The following is an 18,793-nucleotide window of genomic DNA, read 5'->3' on the forward strand; positions in this document are numbered from 1 at the left end:
GCGGGCTACTTGACGGCTACTTGAGGGCGTCGGTGACGGCCGAGTTGAACTGGTCGGCGGTCATCGGGGTGCCCTTGCCGTTGGGGGTGTCCACCTGCAGCTTCTTGCCGTCGAACTTCAGGGTGGGGGTGCCCGTGACGTCCTTGGCCTGGTCGAAGCTGTCGGACATGCCCAGCGCCCACTTGCGGAAGGTGCCGTCCTTGACGTCCTTCTCGAACTTGGCGTTGCCCTTGAGCTGGGGGACCTGCTGGGCGACCTTCAGCAGGACGGCGTCGTCGGAGAAGTCGTCCTTCGTCTCGTCCGGGTGGTTGGCCTTGGAGTAGAGCGCCTTGTTGTAGGCCTGGAAGGCGTCGGTGCCGACGTTCAGGGCGGCGCCCAGCGCGCTGAGCGCGTTCTTCGAACCGGTGCCGGCGATCTGCGGGTTGCGGTCGAGGAAGGTGCCGATGTGGTACGAGACCTTGTACTTGCCGTCCTTGACGTCCTTCTCGATCGTCTCGCCCACGTTCTGCTCGAAGACCGAGCAGATCGGGCAGCGCATGTCCTGGTAGACCTCCAGGGTGTGCTTGGCGTCCTTCTTGCCCAGGACGACCTCGGTGCCCTTGTCGCCGGCGGTGTTGGCGGGCGTGACGAGGGTCTTGGCCGAGGCCGCCTTCCAGTCGGCGTCCATGCCCTTGCTGCTGCTCTTGCCGCCCATCTGCGTGGCGGCGAAGCCGATGCCGCCGGCTATCGCCAGCACGCCGACGATCGCGCCGGCCACGACCAGCTGCCGCTTCGTCTTGTCCTTCTTCGCCTGCCGCTCGCGCTCGGCGCGCAGCCGGTCGCGGGCCGACTGCTTGTTGTCCCAGTTGTTGCGAGTGCTCATCGCTGACTTCTCCGTGGTGCGTCGTACGTGGTGCGGGGATCCCGCCTGTTCAGCCGAGGGCAGGGTAGGGCGGCGGGCCCCGGCGTACGACGGAGTGCAGGAAGAACGGCGGCTGCGGCCGGGGCGTGGGTGCGGGGCGCACCGGCCGTACAGGCGCGCCCTGCGGCCGGGCCCCGGTCACGGCGGCGACGGCCAGCAGCAGCGGGCGGAAGGCGGCCGCCGCCGCGGCGCGCAGCAGCCCGCCCAGGGCCGCCTCGCCGCGGCGCAGCCAGGCGGCGGCCAGCAGGCCGACTGCGACGTGCCCGGCGAGCAGCAGCCACGGGCCGCTGATGCCGGTGCCGGTGACGGCCTTGGCCAGGGGTCCGCCCATGCTGCCGCTGCACAGCCAGGTCAGCGCCCCGGGCGTGGGGCGGCCGTCGTGGCCATAGCAGGTGTCCTGCCCGGCGGTGAAGACTGCGGCGGCGGCGAGCTCGACCGGCACCAGCAGGGCCGCGATGCGCCCGTAGCCGCGCTCCTCGCCGGCCAGGGCGTAGGCGAGGGCGAAGACGGCCGCGGTGGTCGCGGCGACGGTCGGCACGGGCAGGGGCCTGCCGGACAGCAGCACGTGGGAGGCGGCGGACAGCAGCACGCACAGCGCCGTGAAGAGCGCTGCGCGCAGTGCCCGCAACCGTGCCGCCGATATGTCCATGGGGGCCGAGTCTGCCATGCCGCCCCGTATGGCGTCCCTAAGGCCGGGTCACCGGGCGGACAGATGTGCTGCCGCCCCCGAAGGGCGAGGCCGCCCGGCATGCGCCCGCGGCTGTCAGTGGGGGCCGGTAACCTTCGAAACTGTCCCGTCCCGCCCGCCGCACCCCTGCCGGAGGTCCCCCACCGTGTCCGCCTCGTCCAGGCCTCCCTTCACGCACCTGCACGTTCACACGCAGTACTCGCTGCTCGACGGTGCGGCACGGCTCAAGGACATGTTCAATGCCTGCAATGAGATGGGCATGACACACATCGCCATGAGCGACCATGGCAACCTCCACGGGGCGTACGACTTCTTCCACCAGGCCAAGGGCGCGGGCATCACCCCGATCATCGGCATCGAGGCGTACGTCGCCCCCGAGTCCCGGCGCAACAAGCGGCGCATCCAGTGGGGCCAGCCGCACCAGAAGCGCGACGACGTCTCGGGCTCCGGCGGTTACACGCACAAGACCATCTGGGCGGCCAACAGGACGGGCCTGCACAACCTCTTCCGGCTCTCCTCCGACGCCTACGCCGAGGGCTGGCTGACCAAGTGGCCGCGGATGGACAAGGAGACCATCGCCCAGTGGTCCGAGGGCCTGATCGCCTCCACCGGCTGCCCCTCGGGCGAGCTCCAGACCCGGCTGCGCCTCGGCCAGTACGCCGAGGCCCGCCAGGCCGCCTCCGACTACCAGGACATCTTCGGCAAGGGCCGCTACTTCCTGGAGCTGATGGATCACGGCATCGAGATCGAGCGCCGGGTCCGCGAGGACCTGCTGAAGATCGGCAAGGAGCTCGGCATCCCGCCGCTGGTCACCAACGACTCGCACTACACCTACGCCCACGAGTCGGGCGCGCACGACGCGCTGCTGTGCATCCAGACCGGCAAGAACCTCTCCGACCCCGACCGCTTCAAGTTCGACGGCTCCGGCTACTACCTCAAGTCGACCGACGAGATGTACGCCATCGACTCCTCCGACGCCTGGCAGGAGGGGTGTGCCAACACCCTCCTGGTCGCCGAGCAGATCGACACCACCGGCTGGTTCGAGAAGCGCGACCTGATGCCGAAGTTCGACGTGCCCGAGGGGTACTCGGAGGTCACCTGGTTCCAGGAGGAGGTCAAGCGCGGCATGGCCCGCCGCTTCCCCGGCGGGGTGCCCGACGACCGCCAGAAGCAGGCGGAGTACGAGATGGACGTCATCATCCAGATGGGGTTCCCGGGCTACTTCCTCGTCGTCGCCGACTTCATCATGTGGGCGAAGAAGAACGGCATCGCGGTCGGCCCCGGCCGTGGCTCCGCGGCCGGCTCGATCGTGGCGTACGCGATGGGCATCACCGACCTCGACCCCATCCCGCACGGCCTGATCTTCGAGCGGTTCCTCAACCCCGAGCGCGTCTCGATGCCCGATGTCGACATCGACTTCGACGAGCGCAGGCGCGCCGAGGTGATCCGCTACGTCACCGAGAAGTACGGCGCCGACAAGGTCGCCATGATCGGCACGTACGGCACCATCAAGGCCAAGAACGCCATCAAGGACTCCGCCCGCGTCCTGGGCTACCCGTACGCGATGGGCGACCGCATCACCAAGGCCATGCCCGCCGACGTCCTCGGCAAGGGCATCCCGCTCTCCGGCATCACCGACCCCCAGCACCCGCGCTACAGCGAGGCCGGCGAGGTCCGCGGGATGTACGAGAACGAGCCGGACGTCAAGAAGGTGATCGACACCGCGCGCGGCGTCGAGGGCCTGGTCCGGCAGATGGGCGTGCACGCGGCCGGCGTGATCATGTCCAGCGAGACGATCACCGACCACGTCCCGGTCTGGGTCCGGCACTCCGACGGCGTGACCATCACACAGTGGGACTACCCGAGCTGTGAGTCGCTCGGCCTGCTGAAGATGGACTTCCTCGGCCTGCGCAACCTCACGATCATGGACGACGCCGTCAAGATGGTGAAGGCCAACAAGGGGATCGACATCGACCTCCTGAGCCTGCCGCTCGACGACCCGACGACCTTCGAACTGCTCCAGCGCGGCGACACCCTCGGCGTCTTCCAGTTCGACGGCGGCCCCATGCGCTCGCTGCTGCGGCTGATGAAGCCCGACAACTTCGAAGACATCTCCGCCGTGTCCGCCCTGTACCGGCCGGGCCCGATGGGCATGAACTCGCACACGAACTACGCGCTGCGCAAGAACGGCCAGCAGGAGATCACCCCGATCCACAAGGAGCTGGAGGCGCCGCTCCAGGAGGTCCTGGCCGTCACCTACGGCCTGATCGTCTACCAGGAGCAGGTCCAGAAGGCCGCCCAGATCATCGCCGGGTACTCGCTCGGCGAGGCCGACATCCTCCGCCGCGTGATGGGCAAGAAGAAGCCCGACGAGCTGGCGAAGAACTTCACCATCTTCCAGGGCGGCGCCCGGAAGAACGGCTACAGCGACCAGGCCATCCAGGCCCTGTGGGACGTCCTGGTCCCCTTCGCCGGCTACGCCTTCAACAAGGCCCACTCCGCCGCCTACGGCCTCGTCTCCTACTGGACGGCCTACCTCAAGGCCAACCACCCCGCCGAGTACATGGCGGCCCTGCTGACCTCCGTCAAGGACGACAAGGACAAGTCGGCGACGTACCTCAACGAGTGCCGCCGCATGGGCATCAAGGTGCTCCCGCCGAACGTCAACGAGTCCGAGGCCAACTTCGCGGCCCAGGGCGACGACGTGATCCTCTTCGGCCTCACCGCCGTCCGCAACGTCGGCTCCAACGTCGTCGACTCGATCATCCGGTGCCGCAAGTCCAAGGGGAAGTACAGCTCCTTCCCCGACTTCCTGGACAAGGTCGAGGCCGTCGTCTGCAACAAGCGCACCGTCGAATCGCTGATCAAGGCCGGCGCCTTCGACGAGATGGGGCACACCCGCAAGGGCCTCACCGCGCACTACGAACCGATGATCGACAACGTGGTGCAGGTCAAGCGCAAGGAGGCCGAGGGCCAGTTCGACCTCTTCGGCGGCATGGGCGACGAGAGCGCCGACGACGGCCCCGGCTTCGGGCTGGACGTGGAGTTCTCCGACGTCGAGTGGGAGAAGTCGTATCTGCTCGCCCAGGAGCGGGAGATGCTCGGCCTCTATGTGTCCGACCATCCGCTCTTCGGCATCGAGCACGTCCTCAACGACAAGGCCGACGCCTCGATCTCCCAGCTCACCGGCGGCGAGCACGCCGACGGCGCGATCGTCACCATCGGCGGCATCATCTCCGGCCTCCAGCGCAAGATGACCAAGCAGGGCAACGCCTGGGCCATCGCCACCGTCGAGGACCTGGCCGGCTCCATCGACTGCATGTTCTTCCCCGCCACCTACCAGCTGGTCTCCACCCAGCTCGTCGAGGACGCCGTCGTCTTCGTCAAGGGGCGGCTCGACAAGCGCGAGGACATCCCGCGCCTGGTCGCGATGGAGCTGATGGTCCCCGACCTGTCCAACGCCGGCACCAATGCGCCGGTGATCATCACCATCCCCACGGTGAAGGTCACCCCGCCGCTGGTGGAGCGGCTCGGCCAGGTGCTCACGCACCACCGCGGCTCCACCGAGGTGCGCATCAAGCTCCAGGGCGCCCGCAAGACCACCGTGCTGCGACTGGACCGCCACCGGGTGACGCCCGACCCGGCGCTCTTCGGTGACCTGAAACAGCTCCTCGGCCCCTCCTGCCTGGCGGGCTGAGACACCGCACCACCGGCTCCGTACGCCCGAGGGGCGCGCCCGCACCAGCGGACGCGCCCCTCAATCACACCAAAGCGCCGGTCAGTTGTGCCCGAAGCGCTTCTGCTTGCCCTTGTGAGCCACATCCGCAGGCGTGACCTGGGACTGCCGCCGCTCGGTCTGCGACTCGATCGAGCTGCTTCTCGCCTGCTGAGAGCTGCGTTCTGCCGTGCTGCTCTGCTGTCGGCTGCGATCCTGCTTCTTGTTCTTGGCCATGCTGCTGCTGCCTCCAGTCGGGGTGACCCCCCGCCCGACCACCCTGACATGCACTCTCGAACCACGCATTTCGGGTAATTACCCTGGGTGACAGGGGTACTTATCGGCCGCACCCCGTATCCGCCACGCCGATGATCCAGTTCGGACTGATAACCCCCGCGGCGTCGGGCAGACTCCTGGGAAAGCCAAGGAAACCGGGGCACGCCCGGGCCGGGGGGCGACCGCACTTCTGGACTGACAGAAAGAGGGTGGACCGTGGACCGCTGCGTCGTCCTGGTGGACGCCGGCTATCTGCTGGGCGCCGCCGCGAGCCTGCTGGCCGGGGAGCCCGCCCGGTCGCGCATCACCGTCGACCACGCGACCCTCATCCAGAGCCTGCGCGAGCGCGCCGAGGACGAGACGGAGCGGCCGCTGCTGCGGATCTACTGGTTCGACGGCGCCCCCGACCGCGTCCCGCAGCCCGAGCACCGCAGGCTGCGCGTGATGCCCCGGGTCACCGTCCGGCTCGGCGCCCTGACCCGCACCGACGGCCGCTGGGCGCAGAAGGGCGTCGACGCCGCCATGCACGCCGAGCTCACCGAGCTCGCCCGCAACCGCGCCTGCTCCGACATCGTCCTCGTCACCGGCGACGGCGACCTGCTGCCGGGCCTGATGTCCGCAAAGGAACACGGCGTCGCCGTCCACCTGTGGGCCGTCCAGGCCGCCGACGGCGACTACAACCAGTCCGAGGACCTCGTCGCCGAGGCCGACGAGCGGCGCGTGCTGGACCGCACCTGGATCACCCGCGCGGTCCGGGCCAAGGAGCTCACCGGCGTCTGCGCCCCGCAGCCCGCGCCCCGCCCCGAGATCGCCGCCATCCTCTCCGCCCCTCTGCCCGAGACGGCCGCCGCGGCCGCCGCCGTCAGCCGCCCCGCCGAAGCAGCCCCGGCCGAGCGCAACGGCAGCCGCGCCGCCGTCGCCTCCTGCACCTCCGCCGAGCGCGCCGAGGACACCCCCGCCGGGCGGGGCGTGCCCACCCCCAAGGACCTCGCCGGGCTCGCCGGCCGCGGCCCCGGCGGCCCGGGCGCCGCACAGCCGGCGGGCGACGCCAAGGCGGTGTCCGTCGCCAACGCCACCCTGCGCTGGTCCTCCGACAAGGGCTGGGTCGAGCGGGGCGCGGGCAACGCCCTCGGTGAACCTCCCGAAACCGCCTCCCTGCCCACCCTCGCCCAGCTCACCAGTGCCGAGCAGCGCTGGGCCGACCGCGAGGAGGACATCACCACCGTCGGCGGCGACCCCTTCGAGGTCGGCCAGGTCTTCGCCCGCCGCTGGACCGAGCGCATCACCGACTCCGTCCACCTCCAGCACCTCTCCACCGAATACCCCCGTATCCCGCACCGCATCGACGGCGAGCTGCTGCGCTACGCCGCCCGCTTCGGACTGCTCGCCCACAAGGACGACCAGATCGACGAGCACGACCGCTATGCCATCCGCGCCGGGTTCTGGCGCGAGATCGACGCCCGCACCGCCGCCGAACACGCCCCGGCGGGCGACTAGACGTTCCATCCCATGAATCGGCACGCTCCCGCCCCGGCACCCCCGAGCGAACCGTGGGCTTTCGGACGCGTACCCTCATAGCTCGTGAGAACGGGCGCGAAACAGGCGGAGTACGGCTCCGCGGGGCGGGCGGCAGACCGAGCCGTGTGCACCGTGCGCGGCCTGGTCAAGACCTACCCCGCCGGGCGCGGCCGCCGCGGCGCGCCCGCCGCCGCGGCCGTGAAGGCCAGCGACGGCATCGACCTCGAGGTCCGGCGCGGCGAGGTCTTCGGCCTGCTCGGCCCCAACGGCGCCGGCAAGACCACGCTCGTGCGCCAGCTCACCGGACTGCTCCGCCCCGACGCGGGCACCGTCGAGCTCCTCGGCCACGACCTGGTGCGCCACCCCGAGCGCGCCTCCCGGCTGCTGGCCTACCTCGGTCAGGAGTCGACCGCGCTCGACGAGCTGACCGTCGCCCTCGCCGCCGAGACCACCGGCCGGCTGCGCGGCCTGGACCTGCGCACGGCCCGCGCCGAGCGCGACGCCGTCCTCGACGAGCTCGGGCTCGCCCCCCTCGCCGGACGGCCGCTGAAGAAGCTCTCCGGCGGCCAGCGCCGCCTCGCCTGCTTCGCCGCCGCCCTCGTCGGCGACCGCCCGCTGCTCGTCCTGGACGAGCCGACCACCGGCATGGACCCCGTGGCGCGGCGCGCCGTGTGGGCCGCCGTCGACCGCCGGCGCGCCGAGCGCGGCACCACCGTGCTGCTGGTCACCCACAACGTCATCGAGGCCGAGACCGTGCTGGACCGGGTCGCGGTGCTCGAACAGGGCCGGATCATCGCCTGCGACACCCCGGCCGGCCTCAAGGCGCTGGTGGCCGACGAGGTCCGCGTCGACCTCGTCTGGCGCGACGCGCCGCCGCTGGACGTCCCCGAGGTCGCCGCGCTGCGCGGCGCCGCCCGTGAGACCGGCCGCCGCTGGTCCCTGCGGCTCGCGCCCGCCGAGGCCCGGGCCGCCGTCGCGGCCGTCACCGGCGGCCCGGCGTTCGCCGCGCTCGACGACTTCACCCTCGCCACCCCGAGCCTGGAGGACGTCTACCTCGCGCTCGGCGGCCGGGCGGAGGGGCTGGTGAAGGGGTGAGGGACCAAGCCTTGCGGTCCGTAGCGAACAGGAGCTGTGCCGCGTGAGCGCTGTGTCCGCAGAAGCGGTGACCCAGGACGCCTTCACCGACGGCGGCCGGACGCGGGCCGGGGACGACGCGGCCGCCCCGCTGGCGCCGCGCGCCCACCTGCTGCCCGCGCTGGCGGCCGTCTACCGGGCGCAGCTCTCGCGCGCCCGGGTGGCCCGCATCCCGCTGCTGTTCGTGGCCACCTTCCAGTCCCTCGGCATCATGGTCATGATGCGCGGTGTCGTGGACGGCGGCGACGACGCGCGGGCCGTGGTGGCCGGATCCAGCGTGCTGGTCGTGGCGTTCGTCGCGCTCAACCTGCTCGCCCAGTACTTCGGGCAGCTGCGCGCGGGCGGCGGCCTGGACCACTACGCGACGCTGCCGGTGCCGCCCGCGGCCGTGGTGCTCGGCGCGGCAGGGGCGTACGCCTCCTTCACCGTGCCCGGCGCGGCCGTCACGGCGGTGGTGGGCAGCATGCTGTTCAAGCTGCCGATGGCACACCTGTGGGTGCTCGCCGGGGTGATCCCGCTGTCCGGCGCGGCGCTGTCCGGGCTCGGCGCGGCCCTGGGGCTGCTGGCGCCCCGGCAGGAACTGGCGACGCTGTGCGGGCAGTTGGGCATGTCCGCGGCGCTGCTGCTGGGCGTGCTGCCGGCCGCCCACATGCCCGCGCCGATCGCCTACGCGCGTGATCTGCTGCCCTCCACCTACGGCGTGGAGGCGCTCGTCCACAGCTTCGACGCCCGCCCCGACTGGCTGCTGGTGGCGGCCGACCTGGGGGTGTGCGCGGCCGTCGGCGTGGTGTCGCTGGCCGCGGCGACCTGGGCCTACCGCCGGGCCGCCGTGCGGTGACGCGCCGCAGCGCCGGTCCTGGCGCCGAGGCGTCCCCGGCCACCTGGCACGATGGCGGGGTGACCGCACCGCTGACGCCGCACGGCAAGCCCTCCGAATCCGACGACGCGCCCACCGGGCCCGGGAGCGAGAGCGCGCACGACGCGCAGGAGCGGCCCGGCAAGTCCGGGCAGCCCGCCCCCGCCCTGACCGCCGAGATCGCGCGGTCCGTGCTCATCGCGGTGGCGGTCGCGGCGGCCGGGGTGCTGCTGGGGCTGCTGTGGGCATGGCTGGCCCCGAGGGTGCCGCTGATCTCCGACGGCAAGGCCGTCTACCTCAAGAACACCGAGGGCGAGCAGGCCATCGGCGCGGACGGCTGGTTCGCGATCCTCGGGCTGGCTTTCGGGGCGCTCAGTGCCGGTGCGGTCTTCCTGCTGCGGCGCAGCGGCGGCATCGCGCTGGTCGTCGCCCTCGCCGCGGGCTCGCTGGCCGCCTCCGTGATCGGCTGGCGGCTGGGCATCCGGCTCGGCCCGACCTCGGACGTGGTCGCGCACGCCAAGGCGGTGGGCCAGGGCGTGGTCTTCGACGCCCCGCTGCGGATCGGGGCGAAGGGCGTCCTGCTGGCGTGGCCGCTGGCGGCCATGGCCGTGCACCTGGGACTGACCGCACTGTTCGGCCCGCGGGACCCCGAGCCCGTGCCGCACTGGCCCGGCCCCGAGGCCCCCGACACGCAGGAGTAGCGGTTACGCCGGCCGGCGTCCGTGGTTGGCCCGGCCCTTCTTCAGCCGCCAGCGGCGCTTGCGGGTGCGCTTCGACATGGGCGTCCCTCCCTGTACGGGACGCGCGTACGGCGGCCCGCCCCTCGGTCGTACTTGAAGGGCGGACGGCCGTCCAGCCCCGGCACGGGCCAAGGCTCAGCCGCGGGCGATCGGCGCGACGACGGCACCGGTGAGTGCGGCCAGGTCGGCGGGGGAGAGCTCGACCTCCAGGCCCCGGCGGCCTGCCGACACACAGATGGTCGGGTGGTTGCGCGCGGAGGCGTCCAGCGCGGTCGGCAGCCGCTTGCGCTGGCCCAGCGGGGAGATCCCGCCGCGGACGTAGCCGGTGGTGCGCTCGGCGGCCGCCGGGTCGGCCATCGCGGCCCGCTTGCCGCCCACCGCCGCGGCCAGCGCCTTGAGGTCCAGCGAACCGGAGACCGGGACGACGGCGACGGTCAGCGCGCCGTCCACGTCGGCGACGAGCGTCTTGAAGACCCGCTCCGGGGCCACGCCCAGGGCCTGCGCGGCCTCTTCGCCGTAGGAGGGGGCCGCCGGGTCGTGCTCGTAGGCGTGCACGGTGAAGTCCGTGCCCGCCTTCTCCAGGGCGGTGATCGCGGGGGTGGAGCCGGACTGCTGCTTCTTGGACTTCTTCACCAGGTGCCTTCGCTCAGTTGGGGCTCGTCGGCCGCCGGGTGATGTCCACCGCGGGCAGCGACGGCAACTTGCTCATCACGGCCGTCTCCGCGCGCAGCAGCCGCAGCTCCTCCGTCAGCCGGGAGGCGGTGTCCGGGGCCTGGAGCAGCCGCTGCTTGGCGGGGGTGTCCAGGACGGCGGCCGCGGCGACGAGATAGGAGAGCACCGACGGATCGCCCGGCAGGTCCGCCTGGCCCGCCAGCGACTGCTCGGCCGCCCCCGCCAGCCGCTTCTGGTACGCCCTGAACGCCCGGACCACCCCGGACGCGAGCGCCCCGGCACCCTCGCCCTGCTGTTCGGGGATCTCCTCGACCTCGCCCACCAGGTACGGGCCGGAGGCGTCGACGGACAGCAGCCGGAACCGGGTGGTGCCGGTGGCCAGCACCTCGTACGTGCCGTTCTGCTGCGGCCGGATGGCCGCCGCGTCCGCCACGCACCCCACGGAGTGGAAGGCCCGCAGCGGGTCGGCACCGAAGCCGGAGGCCGGGCCCGGCTCCGGCCGGGCGTCCTCGGGCAGCCCGGGGGAGCTGGGCGCCACCTCGTGGCCGTCGCGGATGGCGACCACGCCGAAGCGGCGCGGCTCGCTCTCCGGCAGCTGCGACAGGTCGCGCATCAGCGCGCGGTACCGCTGCTCGAAGACGTTCAACGGCAGCACGAGGCCCGGGAACAGCACCGAGTTCAGCGGAAAGAGCGGGAGGCGCGCGGTGGTCACGGGCGGTAAGCCTAATGGCCGATACAGACACTGCGCCCGTGCGTTCACTGGCGGCGCAGCAGCCGCGAGGCCCCGGCGGCCACCGTGGTCGCCAGCACCCAGCCGAGCAGGGTCAGCGCGGCGACGATCCACTGGGCGGCCCCGGTGGGCCGCCAGGCCCCGCCCTGGCCCAGGTCGATGACCGGCAGCAGCAGGTCCAGGGTGTACAGCTCGGGGTTCCAGGCCGGCCCCTCGCCCTCCTTGAGCGGGTGGAGCGGGTGCCAGGTGAAGTAGACGGTGCCCAGCGCCCACAGCACCGCCATCCATACGGCGGCCTGCCCGGGGCGGTAGCCGTAGGCCACCGTCCAGTCCTGCAGATGGCCCCAGGCCTTCCCGGCCGGCGGCAGCGTCTCGCGTCTGCGGCGCTGTTTGGCCAGCAGCACCGCGCGGGCCTCCGCGTCCTCGCCGCTGGTGCGCAGCGCGCCCGCCAGGCGCTCGTACGGCTCGGGCGCGTACTCGGGCGTGGCCGCCGCCACCCAGTCCAGGCGCCGGGCAAGCGGGAAGTGGCCCACCGGTATCAGGTTCTCGTAGGCGAACCCGGCCATCACCAGGCCGCCGGGGCCCGGCCAGCTGTCGTAGCGGTCGACGAGGTTGACCACCCGCGCCCCCGACAGCACCACCCGGCCGCCCTGCTGCCGCTCGCCGAGGAAGCGCAGCTCGGGCGTCTGGATGCGGCGCAGCGACAGCTCCTGGTCCGCCTCCATCACCCACTGCGCCTGGCTGAGGTCGACGGCGTCCCCGAACCGCCCGTCGTCCAGCCGGGCCCCGCCGTGGCACTCGAAGCGCTGCACGCGGGTGCCGTGCTCGGGGGTGCTCGTGGCGATGCCGTACGGGGGAGTGGCGCCGCCGGAGAAGGAGGCGCCGCTGACGCCGGCCGCGGTCAGGTAGAGGGTGCGCTCGACGGTGAGCTGCGGGGCGTTGAGGGCGCGCCGGCCGTAGCGGTTGTGCAGGGCGGAGCCGCGCAGGCTCAGCGAGGCGCCGATGGTCGCGCCGCGCATGCTCAGCTCGCCGTGCGAACGCATCATCTCGGCCTGCAGGTCCTGCCCGACCGTCAGCCCGTCGGCGGCTATCGACACCCCGCGCCGGTCCCGGCGCACCAGCAGCTGGTTGAGCAGCAGGTCGGTGCCTATATGCGCGTCGGTCAGCCGGATGCCGTGCCGCACGACGCAGCGCGGCAGGTGCAGATCGCCCTCGGTGCTGATCCGGGCGGCCTCCACGCGCGGGATGGCGCAGCCCACCAGGCGCAGCGTGGTGAAGTGGCTCTCGGGCAGCAGCAGCTGCTGCTCGAAGCGGCAGTTGTGCAGCTCGACGTAGGGGACGACGGTGCCACCGGATAAGTCGAGGGTGCCGGTGATCCGTACGCCGTTGAGCTTGAGTGCCGCGACCCGGCCCGGCAGCGCGGGCGGGCCGTCCAGCAGCAGCAGGGCGACGATCTCGGCGCGCACACTGCGCTCGGGCCCCCACACGTGCGGCCCGCTGGGGTCGTTGCGCTCGGGATAGGGGGTGCGCAGATCGTGGGTGCTGCCGGTGCGGAACGCCTGCCACATGCCCCATTCGGCAGTGGTGAGGTCGAGCCCGCCGGGCGGCTCGCCGTCGTGCGGCTCGGTCACGGTATGCCCCTCCCGTCACCCGTACTGCCCCGTACGGGCCCCATTCCCCCTGTGACCGGCCGGACACCAGCCGTGAGGTGCCGATTGTCGGTGTCCGGACCGCCAAAGATCAACTCTTTGGCCGTGTATCACTGAGTGGTACGGGGAGCCGTGCGGCGGGACGGGTCTGAGACAATTGGCCGTGTGATCTCCCGAATCGATCTGCGCGGCGACGCCTCCCTGGAAAATGGCATCGACCGCGACCTGCTGCCCCGTGCCGAGCTCGACGTCGAGGCCGCCCTGGAGAAGGTGCGGCCCATCTGCGACGACGTGCATCATCGCGGCACCGCGGCCCTGATCGACTACGCGGAGCGCTTCGACGGTGTGAAGATCACCCAGGTCCGGGTCCCGGCCGAGGCCCTCGACCGCGCCCTCGCCGAGCTCGACCCGGCCGTCCGGGCCGCCCTCGAGGAGTCCGTCCGCCGCGCCCGCCTGGTCCACCGCGAGCAGCGCCGCACCGACAAGACCGTCACCGTGGTGCCCGGCGGCACCGTCACCGAGCGCTGGGTGCCCGTCGACCGCGTCGGGCTGTACGTCCCGGGCGGGCGCGCCGTCTACCCGTCGTCCGTCGTGATGAACGTGGTCCCCGCCCAGGAGGCCGGCGTGCCCTCGCTGGCCGTCTCCTCGCCCCCGCAGAGGGACTTCGGCGGCCTGCCGCACCCCACGATCCTGGCCGCCTGCGCGCTGCTGGGCGTCGACGAGGTGTACGCGGCCGGGGGCGCCCAGGCCGTCGCCATGTTCGCCTACGGCACCGACGAGTGCCGCCCCGCCCAGCTCGTCACCGGCCCCGGCAACATCTACGTCGCCGCCGCCAAGCGCCTGCTCAAGGGCCGCATCGGCATCGACGCCGAGGCCGGCCCGACCGAGATCGCGATCCTCGCGGACGCGACCGCGGACCCGGTGCACCTCGCCGCCGACATGATCAGCCAGGCCGAGCACGACCCGATGGCCGCCGCCGTCCTCGTCACCGACTCGCCCGAGCTCGCCGAGGCGACCGAGGCCGAGCTCAAGACCCAGGTGGCCGCGGCCAAGCACGCCGAGGACCGGATCGTCCCGGCCCTGGCCGGCAAGCAGTCCGCGATCGTCCTGGTCGACAGCATCGACGACGGCCTCAAGGTCGTCGACGCCTACGCCGCCGAACACCTGGAGATCCAGACGGAGAACGCCGCCGCCGTCGCCGCCCGGGTGCGCAACGCGGGCGCGATCTTCGTCGGCCCGTACGCGCCCGTCTCGCTCGGCGACTACTGCGCGGGCTCCAACCACGTGCTGCCCACCGGCGGCTGCGCCTGCCACTCCTCCGGCCTGTCCGTGCAGTCCTTCCTGCGCGGCATCCACGTCGTGGACTACACCCGCGACGCGCTCGCCGAGGTCGCCGGGCACGTGGTGACGCTCGCCGAGGCCGAGGACCTGCCGGCGCACGGCGCGGCGGTCAAGGCGCGTTTTGCCGGAGGCGAACCCAAAAGTCGCAGTGGCTGGAAGGTTCCGTAAGCACGTGACCCGCATCGACGACCTCCCCATCCGGGACGAACTGCGCGGCAAGTCCCCGTACGGCGCCCCCCAGCTCGACGTGCCCGTCCGGCTGAACACCAACGAGAACCCCTACCCGCTGCCCGAGCCCCTCGTCGCCCGCATCGCCGAGCGCGTCGCCGAGGCCGCCCGGCACCTCAACCGCTACCCCGACCGGGACGCGGTGGAGCTGCGCACCGAACTCGCCGCCTACCTCACCCGTACCGCGGGCCACGAGGTCACCAAGGCGAACGTCTGGGCCGCCAACGGCTCCAACGAGGTCCTCCAGCAGCTGCTGCAGACCTTCGGCGGCCCCGGCCGCACCGCCCTCGGCTTCGAGCCCTCCTACTCCATGCACGCGCTGATCTCGCGCGGCACCGGCACCGGCTGGCTCTCCGGCCCGCGCCGCGACGACTTCACCATCGACGTCGACGCGGCTGTCGCCGCCATCGCCGAGCACCGGCCCGACGTGCTTTTCATCTGCACGCCCAACAACCCCACCGGCACGGCCGTGGACCCCGCAACCGTCCTGCGCCTGTACGACGCGGCGCAGGCGGCGAAGCCCTCCCTGGTGGTGCTCGACGAGGCGTACGGCGAGTTCAGCCACCACCCCTCGCCGCTCCCACTCATCGAGGGCCGCCCGAACCTGGTCGTCTCCCGCACCATGTCCAAGGCCTTCGGCGCGGCCGGGCTGCGCCTGGGCTACCTGGCCGCCGACCCGGCCGTGGTCGACGCCGTCCAGCTGGTCCGCCTGCCGTACCACCTCTCGGCCGTCACCCAGGCCACCGCACTGGCCGCGCTGGAGCACACCGACACCCTGCTCGGCTACGTCGAACAGCTCAAGGCCGAGCGCGACCGCATCGTCACCGAGCTGCGCGCCATGGGCTGCGAGGTGACCGACTCGGACGCCAACTTCGTGCAGTTCGGCCGCTTCCCCGACAGCCACGCCGCCTGGCAGGCCATCCTCGACCACGGTGTCCTGGTACGGGACAACGGCGTACCCGGGTGGCTGCGGGTCACCGCGGGCACCCCGCAGGAGAACGACGCGTTCCTGGACGCGGTCCGCGCCATTCGCAAGGAGAACAACCCATGAGCCGCGTTGGGCGCGTCGAGCGCACCACCAAGGAGACCTCCGTCCTGGTCGAGATAGACCTCGACGGCACCGGACAGGTCGACGTGTCGACCGGGGTCGGCTTCTACGACCACATGCTCGACCAGCTGGGCCGCCACGGCCTGTTCGACCTCACCGTCAAGACCGACGGCGACCTGCACATCGACACCCACCACACCATCGAGGACACCGCCCTCGCGCTGGGCGCCGCCTTCAAGCAGGCCCTCGGCGACAAGGTGGGCATCTACCGGTTCGGCAACTGCACCGTCCCCCTGGACGAGTCCCTCGCCCAGGTCACCGTGGACCTCTCCGGCCGCCCCTACCTCGTGCACACCGAGCCCGAGAACATGGCGCCGATGATCGGCACGTACGACACCACGATGACCCGGCACATCCTGGAGTCCTTCGTCGCCCAGGCCCAGATCGCCCTGCACGTCCACGTCCCGTACGGGCGCAACGCCCACCACATCGTGGAGTGCCAGTTCAAGGCGCTCGCCCGCGCCCTGCGCTACGCCTGCGAGCGCGACGTGCGCGCCGCCGGAATCATCCCGTCGACGAAGGGCGCCCTGTGAACAGCCTCTCCACCGTACTGATCGTCGTGGGGCTGTTCCTGGTGGGCGGCATCATCTCGTTCCTCAAGCAGGGCATGCCCAAGAGCGTGATCGTGCTGCTCGGCATCGGCGCCGCGATGTCCCTGACCGCCGGTCTCCTGCGCATGGAAGGGCTGTGGGCATGAGCACCGCCACCCCCGCCAAGAAGGTCGTCGTCTTCGACTACGGCTTCGGTAACGTCCGCTCCGCCGAGCGCGCCCTCGCCCACGTCGGCGCGGACGTCGAGATCACCCGCGACTTCGATGCGGCCATGAACGCCGACGGCCTGCTCGTCCCCGGCGTCGGCGCCTTCGCCGCCTGCATGGAGGGGCTGCGCGCCGCCCGCGGCGACTGGATCGTCGGCCGCCGGCTGTCCGGCGGCCGCCCGGTGATGGGCATCTGCGTCGGCATGCAGATCCTCTTCGAGCGCGGCATCGAGCACGGCGTGGAGACCGACGGCCTCGACGAGTGGCCCGGCACCGTCGAGCCGCTCAAGGCCGACGTCGTCCCGCACATGGGCTGGAACACCGTCACCCCGGCCGAGGGCTCCCGGCTCTTCGCCGGCCTGGACGCGGACGCCCGCTACTACTTCGTGCACTCCTATGCCGTGCGCGAGTGGCAGCTCGAGGTCGGCAACCCCAACATCCGCGCCCCCAAGGTCACCTGGGCCACGCACGGCGAGCCCTTCGTCGCGGCGGTCGAGAACGGGCCGCTGTGGGCCACCCAGTTCCACCCCGAGAAGTCCGGCGACGCGGGAGCGGCGCTGCTGACCAACTGGATCGAGACGCTCTGATGCCCACGCTTGAACTGCTGCCCGCCGTCGACGTCCGCGACGGCCAGGCCGTCCGCCTCGTCCACGGCGAGTCCGGCTCCGAGACCTCCTACGGGGACCCGCTCTCCGCCGCCCTCGCCTGGCAGCGGGCGGGCGCCGAATGGCTGCACCTGGTCGACCTGGACGCCGCCTTCGGCACCGGCGACAACCGCGCGCAGGTCGCGGAGATCGTCCGCACCATGGGCATCAAGGTCGAGCTCTCCGGCGGCATCCGCGACGACGCCTCGCTCGCCGCCGCCCTCGCCACCGGCTGCACCCGCGTCAACCTCGGCACCGCCGCCCTGGAGACCCCCGAGTGGGTCGCCAAGGTCATCGCCGAGCACGGCGACCGCATCGCCGTCGGCCTGGACGTCCGCGGCACCACCCTGCGCGGCCGCGGCTGGACCAGCGACGGCGGCGACCTCTACGAGACCCTGGCCCGCCTGGACTCCGAGGGCTGCGCCCGCTACGTCGTCACCGACATCGCCAAGGACGGCACGCTCCAGGGCCCCAACCTGGAGCTGCTGAAGAACGTCTGCGCCGCCACCGACAAGCCCGTCGTGGCCTCCGGTGGAGTCTCCTCTCTTGACGATCTGCGGGCGATCGCCACCCTGGTACCGGAGGGTGTAGAAGGCGCCATCGTCGGAAAGGCCCTCTACGCCAAGGCGTTCACCTTGGAAGAGGCCCTGGAGGCAGTGTCCGTATGACCGAAACCCGAGCCCCGCGGCGTGTGCAGACAGACAGCTCCTGGGAGGAGTCGATCGGCTTCGCACGTGCCGTGGCGGCCGGGGACCGGGTCATCGTCGCCGGCACGATGCCGCTGGTGGCGGGCGTGCTGCACGGCGAGGGCGACCCCTACGAACAGGCGCTGGCCGCCTTCGGCAACGCGCTGCAGGCGCTCGAACCCTTCGGGCTCGGCCCCGAGGACGTCATCCGCACCCGTATGTACCTCACCCACGCGCGTGACGTGGACGCGGTCGGCCGCGCCCACAAGGAGCTCTTCGACGCGGTGCGGCCCGCCGCCACCCTGGTCGTGGTCTCCGGGTTCGTCGACTCGCGCGTGCTGGTCGAAGTAGAAGTAGAAGCTTTCGGAGGAGAACCGGCGTGACCCTCGCCGTGCGAGTCATCCCCTGCCTGGACGTGGACAACGGCCGGGTCGTCAAGGGCGTCAATTTCCAGAACCTGCGCGACGCGGGCGACCCCGTCGAAATGGCCGCGCTCTACGGCCGGGAGGGCGCCGACGAGCTGACCTTCCTCGACATCACCGCCTCGTCCGGCAACCGCGAGACCACCTACGACGTGGTCCGCCGCACCGCCGAGCAGGTCTTCATCCCGCTGACCGTGGGCGGGGGCGTGCGCACCGCCGAGGACGTCGACAAACTGCTGCGCGCCGGTGCCGACAAGGTCGGCGTCAACACCGCGGCCATCGAGCGGCCGGATCTGATCCGCGAGATCGCCGAGCGGTTCGGCCGCCAGGTGCTGGTGCTGTCGGTGGACGCCCGCCGTACCCCGTCCGGCTCCTTCGAGGTGACCACGCACGGCGGACGGCGCGGCACGGGCCTGGACGCCGTCGAATGGGCCCACCGCGCGGCCGAGCTGGGCGCGGGGGAGATCCTGCTGAACTCGATGGACGCCGACGGCACGAAGGACGGCTACGACACGGAGATGATCACGGCGGTGCGCGCGCACGTCCGGGTCCCGGTCATCGCCAGCGGCGGCGCGGGCCGCCTGGAGCACTTCGCCCCGGCGGTCGAGGCGGGCGCGGACGCTGTCCTGGCCGCGTCGGTCTTCCACTTCGGCGACCTGCGCATCGGGGACGTCAAGGGCGCACTGCGCGAGGCGGGGCACCCGGTGCGGTAAGCAGGCACCGCTGCT

At 72.2% G+C, this 18,793-nt stretch carries 20 protein-coding genes; 13 read left to right on the forward strand and 7 right to left on the reverse strand.

The window, feature by feature from the left end; genetic code table 11:
• Nucleotides 1–16: 16 nt before the first annotated feature.
• Both FHS39_RS09495 and FHS39_RS09500 read right to left on the reverse strand, forming a co-directional pair.
• Complete coding sequence (locus FHS39_RS09495; RefSeq protein ID WP_184348289.1) at nucleotides 17–862, reverse strand: thioredoxin domain-containing protein; 846 nt, start codon at nucleotides 860–862, stop codon at nucleotides 17–19.
• A gap of 49 nt (nucleotides 863–911) precedes the next feature.
• On the reverse strand, nucleotides 912–1,568 hold the full coding sequence (locus tag FHS39_RS09500) for a hypothetical protein (protein ID WP_246470005.1): 657 nt from the start codon (nucleotides 1,566–1,568) through the stop codon (nucleotides 912–914).
• A 166-nt stretch (nucleotides 1,569–1,734) separates the two neighbouring features.
• On the opposite strand from FHS39_RS09500, the gene dnaE reads away from it, so the two are divergent.
• Nucleotides 1,735–5,286 (forward strand): DNA polymerase III subunit alpha, encoded by a 3,552-nt coding sequence (gene dnaE / locus FHS39_RS09505; RefSeq protein ID WP_184348291.1) that lies wholly within the window; start codon nucleotides 1,735–1,737, stop codon nucleotides 5,284–5,286.
• Nucleotides 5,287–5,367: 81 nt separating this feature from the next.
• Here the strand turns inward: dnaE and FHS39_RS09510 are convergent, their stop codons facing one another.
• Entirely contained in the window at nucleotides 5,368–5,541 is a 174-nt protein-coding gene (locus FHS39_RS09510) for a hypothetical protein (RefSeq protein WP_184348293.1), read from the reverse strand.
• Nucleotides 5,542–5,796: 255 nt separating this feature from the next.
• Between FHS39_RS09510 and FHS39_RS09515 the strand changes: the two genes are divergently transcribed.
• The 4 genes from FHS39_RS09515 (at nucleotide 5,797) to FHS39_RS09530 (ending at nucleotide 9,789) form a co-directional block, all read left to right on the forward strand.
• Nucleotides 5,797–7,077: an NYN domain-containing protein gene (locus FHS39_RS09515; protein ID WP_184348295.1), complete on the forward strand. Its 1,281-nt coding sequence runs from the start codon at nucleotides 5,797–5,799 to the stop codon at nucleotides 7,075–7,077.
• Nucleotides 7,078–7,221: 144 nt separating this feature from the next.
• Entirely contained in the window at nucleotides 7,222–8,193 is a 972-nt protein-coding gene (locus FHS39_RS09520) for an ATP-binding cassette domain-containing protein (RefSeq protein WP_184348839.1), read from the forward strand.
• 43 nt (nucleotides 8,194–8,236) lie between these two features.
• Nucleotides 8,237–9,070 carry an ABC transporter permease gene (locus tag FHS39_RS09525; RefSeq protein ID WP_425507758.1) on the forward strand — a complete coding sequence of 278 codons (834 nt, stop codon included), beginning with the start codon at nucleotides 8,237–8,239 and terminating at the stop codon, nucleotides 9,068–9,070.
• Nucleotides 9,071–9,129: 59 nt separating this feature from the next.
• The gene (locus tag FHS39_RS09530; protein WP_184348297.1) at nucleotides 9,130–9,789 is read left to right on the forward strand and encodes an ABC transporter permease; all 660 of its coding nucleotides are present in this window, start codon (nucleotides 9,130–9,132) and stop codon (nucleotides 9,787–9,789) included.
• 3 nt (nucleotides 9,790–9,792) lie between these two features.
• On the opposite strand, the gene FHS39_RS26095 is transcribed toward FHS39_RS09530, so the two are convergent.
• The 4 genes from FHS39_RS26095 to FHS39_RS09545 all read right to left on the reverse strand — a co-directional run bounded on the left by FHS39_RS26095 (nucleotide 9,793) and on the right by FHS39_RS09545 (nucleotide 12,861).
• Nucleotides 9,793–9,867, reverse strand: a complete 75-nt coding sequence (locus FHS39_RS26095; protein ID WP_466319588.1) for a 50S ribosomal protein bL37 — start codon at nucleotides 9,865–9,867, stop codon at nucleotides 9,793–9,795.
• Nucleotides 9,868–9,963: 96 nt separating this feature from the next.
• Nucleotides 9,964–10,464 carry a Cys-tRNA(Pro) deacylase gene (ybaK, locus tag FHS39_RS09535; protein WP_184348849.1) on the reverse strand — a complete coding sequence of 167 codons (501 nt, stop codon included), beginning with the start codon at nucleotides 10,462–10,464 and terminating at the stop codon, nucleotides 9,964–9,966.
• A 10-nt stretch (nucleotides 10,465–10,474) separates the two neighbouring features.
• Nucleotides 10,475–11,212: an LON peptidase substrate-binding domain-containing protein gene (locus tag FHS39_RS09540; RefSeq protein ID WP_184348299.1), complete on the reverse strand. Its 738-nt coding sequence runs from the start codon at nucleotides 11,210–11,212 to the stop codon at nucleotides 10,475–10,477.
• Nucleotides 11,213–11,256: 44 nt separating this feature from the next.
• Entirely contained in the window at nucleotides 11,257–12,861 is a 1,605-nt protein-coding gene (locus FHS39_RS09545) for an oxidoreductase (protein ID WP_184348301.1), read from the reverse strand.
• A gap of 183 nt (nucleotides 12,862–13,044) precedes the next feature.
• Between FHS39_RS09545 and hisD the strand changes: the two genes are divergently transcribed.
• Genes hisD through hisF form a run of 8 tightly spaced genes read left to right on the forward strand, consistent with a single transcriptional unit; the run spans nucleotide 13,045 to nucleotide 18,778 of the window.
• Nucleotides 13,045–14,388 (forward strand): histidinol dehydrogenase, encoded by a 1,344-nt coding sequence (hisD, locus tag FHS39_RS09550; protein WP_184348303.1) that lies wholly within the window; start codon nucleotides 13,045–13,047, stop codon nucleotides 14,386–14,388.
• Between the two features lie 4 nt (nucleotides 14,389–14,392).
• On the forward strand, nucleotides 14,393–15,499 hold the full coding sequence (locus FHS39_RS09555) for a histidinol-phosphate transaminase (RefSeq protein WP_184348305.1): 1,107 nt from the start codon (nucleotides 14,393–14,395) through the stop codon (nucleotides 15,497–15,499).
• Complete coding sequence (hisB, locus tag FHS39_RS09560; RefSeq protein WP_184348307.1) at nucleotides 15,496–16,089, forward strand: imidazoleglycerol-phosphate dehydratase HisB; 594 nt, start codon at nucleotides 15,496–15,498, stop codon at nucleotides 16,087–16,089. Before FHS39_RS09555 ends, hisB begins: the two co-directional genes overlap by 4 nt.
• A complete protein-coding gene (locus FHS39_RS09565) occupies nucleotides 16,086–16,253 on the forward strand; it encodes a hypothetical protein (RefSeq protein WP_184348309.1) in 168 nt (55 codons plus the stop codon). Before hisB ends, FHS39_RS09565 begins: the two co-directional genes overlap by 4 nt.
• Nucleotides 16,250–16,900: an imidazole glycerol phosphate synthase subunit HisH gene (gene hisH, locus FHS39_RS09570; protein WP_184348311.1), complete on the forward strand. Its 651-nt coding sequence runs from the start codon at nucleotides 16,250–16,252 to the stop codon at nucleotides 16,898–16,900. Before FHS39_RS09565 ends, hisH begins: the two co-directional genes overlap by 4 nt.
• Nucleotides 16,900–17,625 carry a bifunctional 1-(5-phosphoribosyl)-5-((5-phosphoribosylamino)methylideneamino)imidazole-4-carboxamide isomerase/phosphoribosylanthranilate isomerase PriA gene (gene priA / locus FHS39_RS09575; RefSeq protein WP_184348313.1) on the forward strand — a complete coding sequence of 242 codons (726 nt, stop codon included), beginning with the start codon at nucleotides 16,900–16,902 and terminating at the stop codon, nucleotides 17,623–17,625. The genes hisH and priA overlap by 1 nt, the downstream gene beginning before the upstream one ends.
• Nucleotides 17,622–18,026: a RidA family protein gene (locus tag FHS39_RS09580; protein WP_184348315.1), complete on the forward strand. Its 405-nt coding sequence runs from the start codon at nucleotides 17,622–17,624 to the stop codon at nucleotides 18,024–18,026. Before priA ends, FHS39_RS09580 begins: the two co-directional genes overlap by 4 nt.
• Nucleotides 18,023–18,778, forward strand: coding sequence for an imidazole glycerol phosphate synthase subunit HisF (gene hisF, locus FHS39_RS09585; protein WP_184348317.1), 756 nt, complete (start codon nucleotides 18,023–18,025; stop codon nucleotides 18,776–18,778). Before FHS39_RS09580 ends, hisF begins: the two co-directional genes overlap by 4 nt.
• Nucleotides 18,779–18,793: the final 15 nt, after the last annotated feature.

This window comes from Streptomyces olivoverticillatus (assembly GCF_014203555.1).
Lineage (GTDB): Bacteria > Actinomycetota > Actinomycetes > Streptomycetales > Streptomycetaceae > Streptomyces > Streptomyces olivoverticillatus.

What these genes read in the sequence shown, in the direction of transcription:
- FHS39_RS09495 (WP_184348289.1), bottom strand. Translation starts at nt 862, where the DNA reads ATGAGCACTCGCAACAACTGGGACAACAAGCAGTCGGCCCGCGACCGG.
- FHS39_RS09500 (WP_246470005.1), bottom strand. Translation starts at nt 1,568, where the DNA reads ATGGCAGACTCGGCCCCCATGGACATATCGGCGGCACGGTTGCGGGCA.
- FHS39_RS09510 (WP_184348293.1), bottom strand. Translation starts at nt 5,541, where the DNA reads ATGGCCAAGAACAAGAAGCAGGATCGCAGCCGACAGCAGAGCAGCACG.
- hisB (WP_184348307.1), top strand. Translation starts at nt 15,496, where the DNA reads ATGAGCCGCGTTGGGCGCGTCGAGCGCACCACCAAGGAGACCTCCGTC.
- hisH (WP_184348311.1), top strand. Translation starts at nt 16,250, where the DNA reads ATGAGCACCGCCACCCCCGCCAAGAAGGTCGTCGTCTTCGACTACGGC.
- priA (WP_184348313.1), top strand. Translation starts at nt 16,900, where the DNA reads ATGCCCACGCTTGAACTGCTGCCCGCCGTCGACGTCCGCGACGGCCAG.
- FHS39_RS09580 (WP_184348315.1), top strand. Translation starts at nt 17,622, where the DNA reads ATGACCGAAACCCGAGCCCCGCGGCGTGTGCAGACAGACAGCTCCTGG.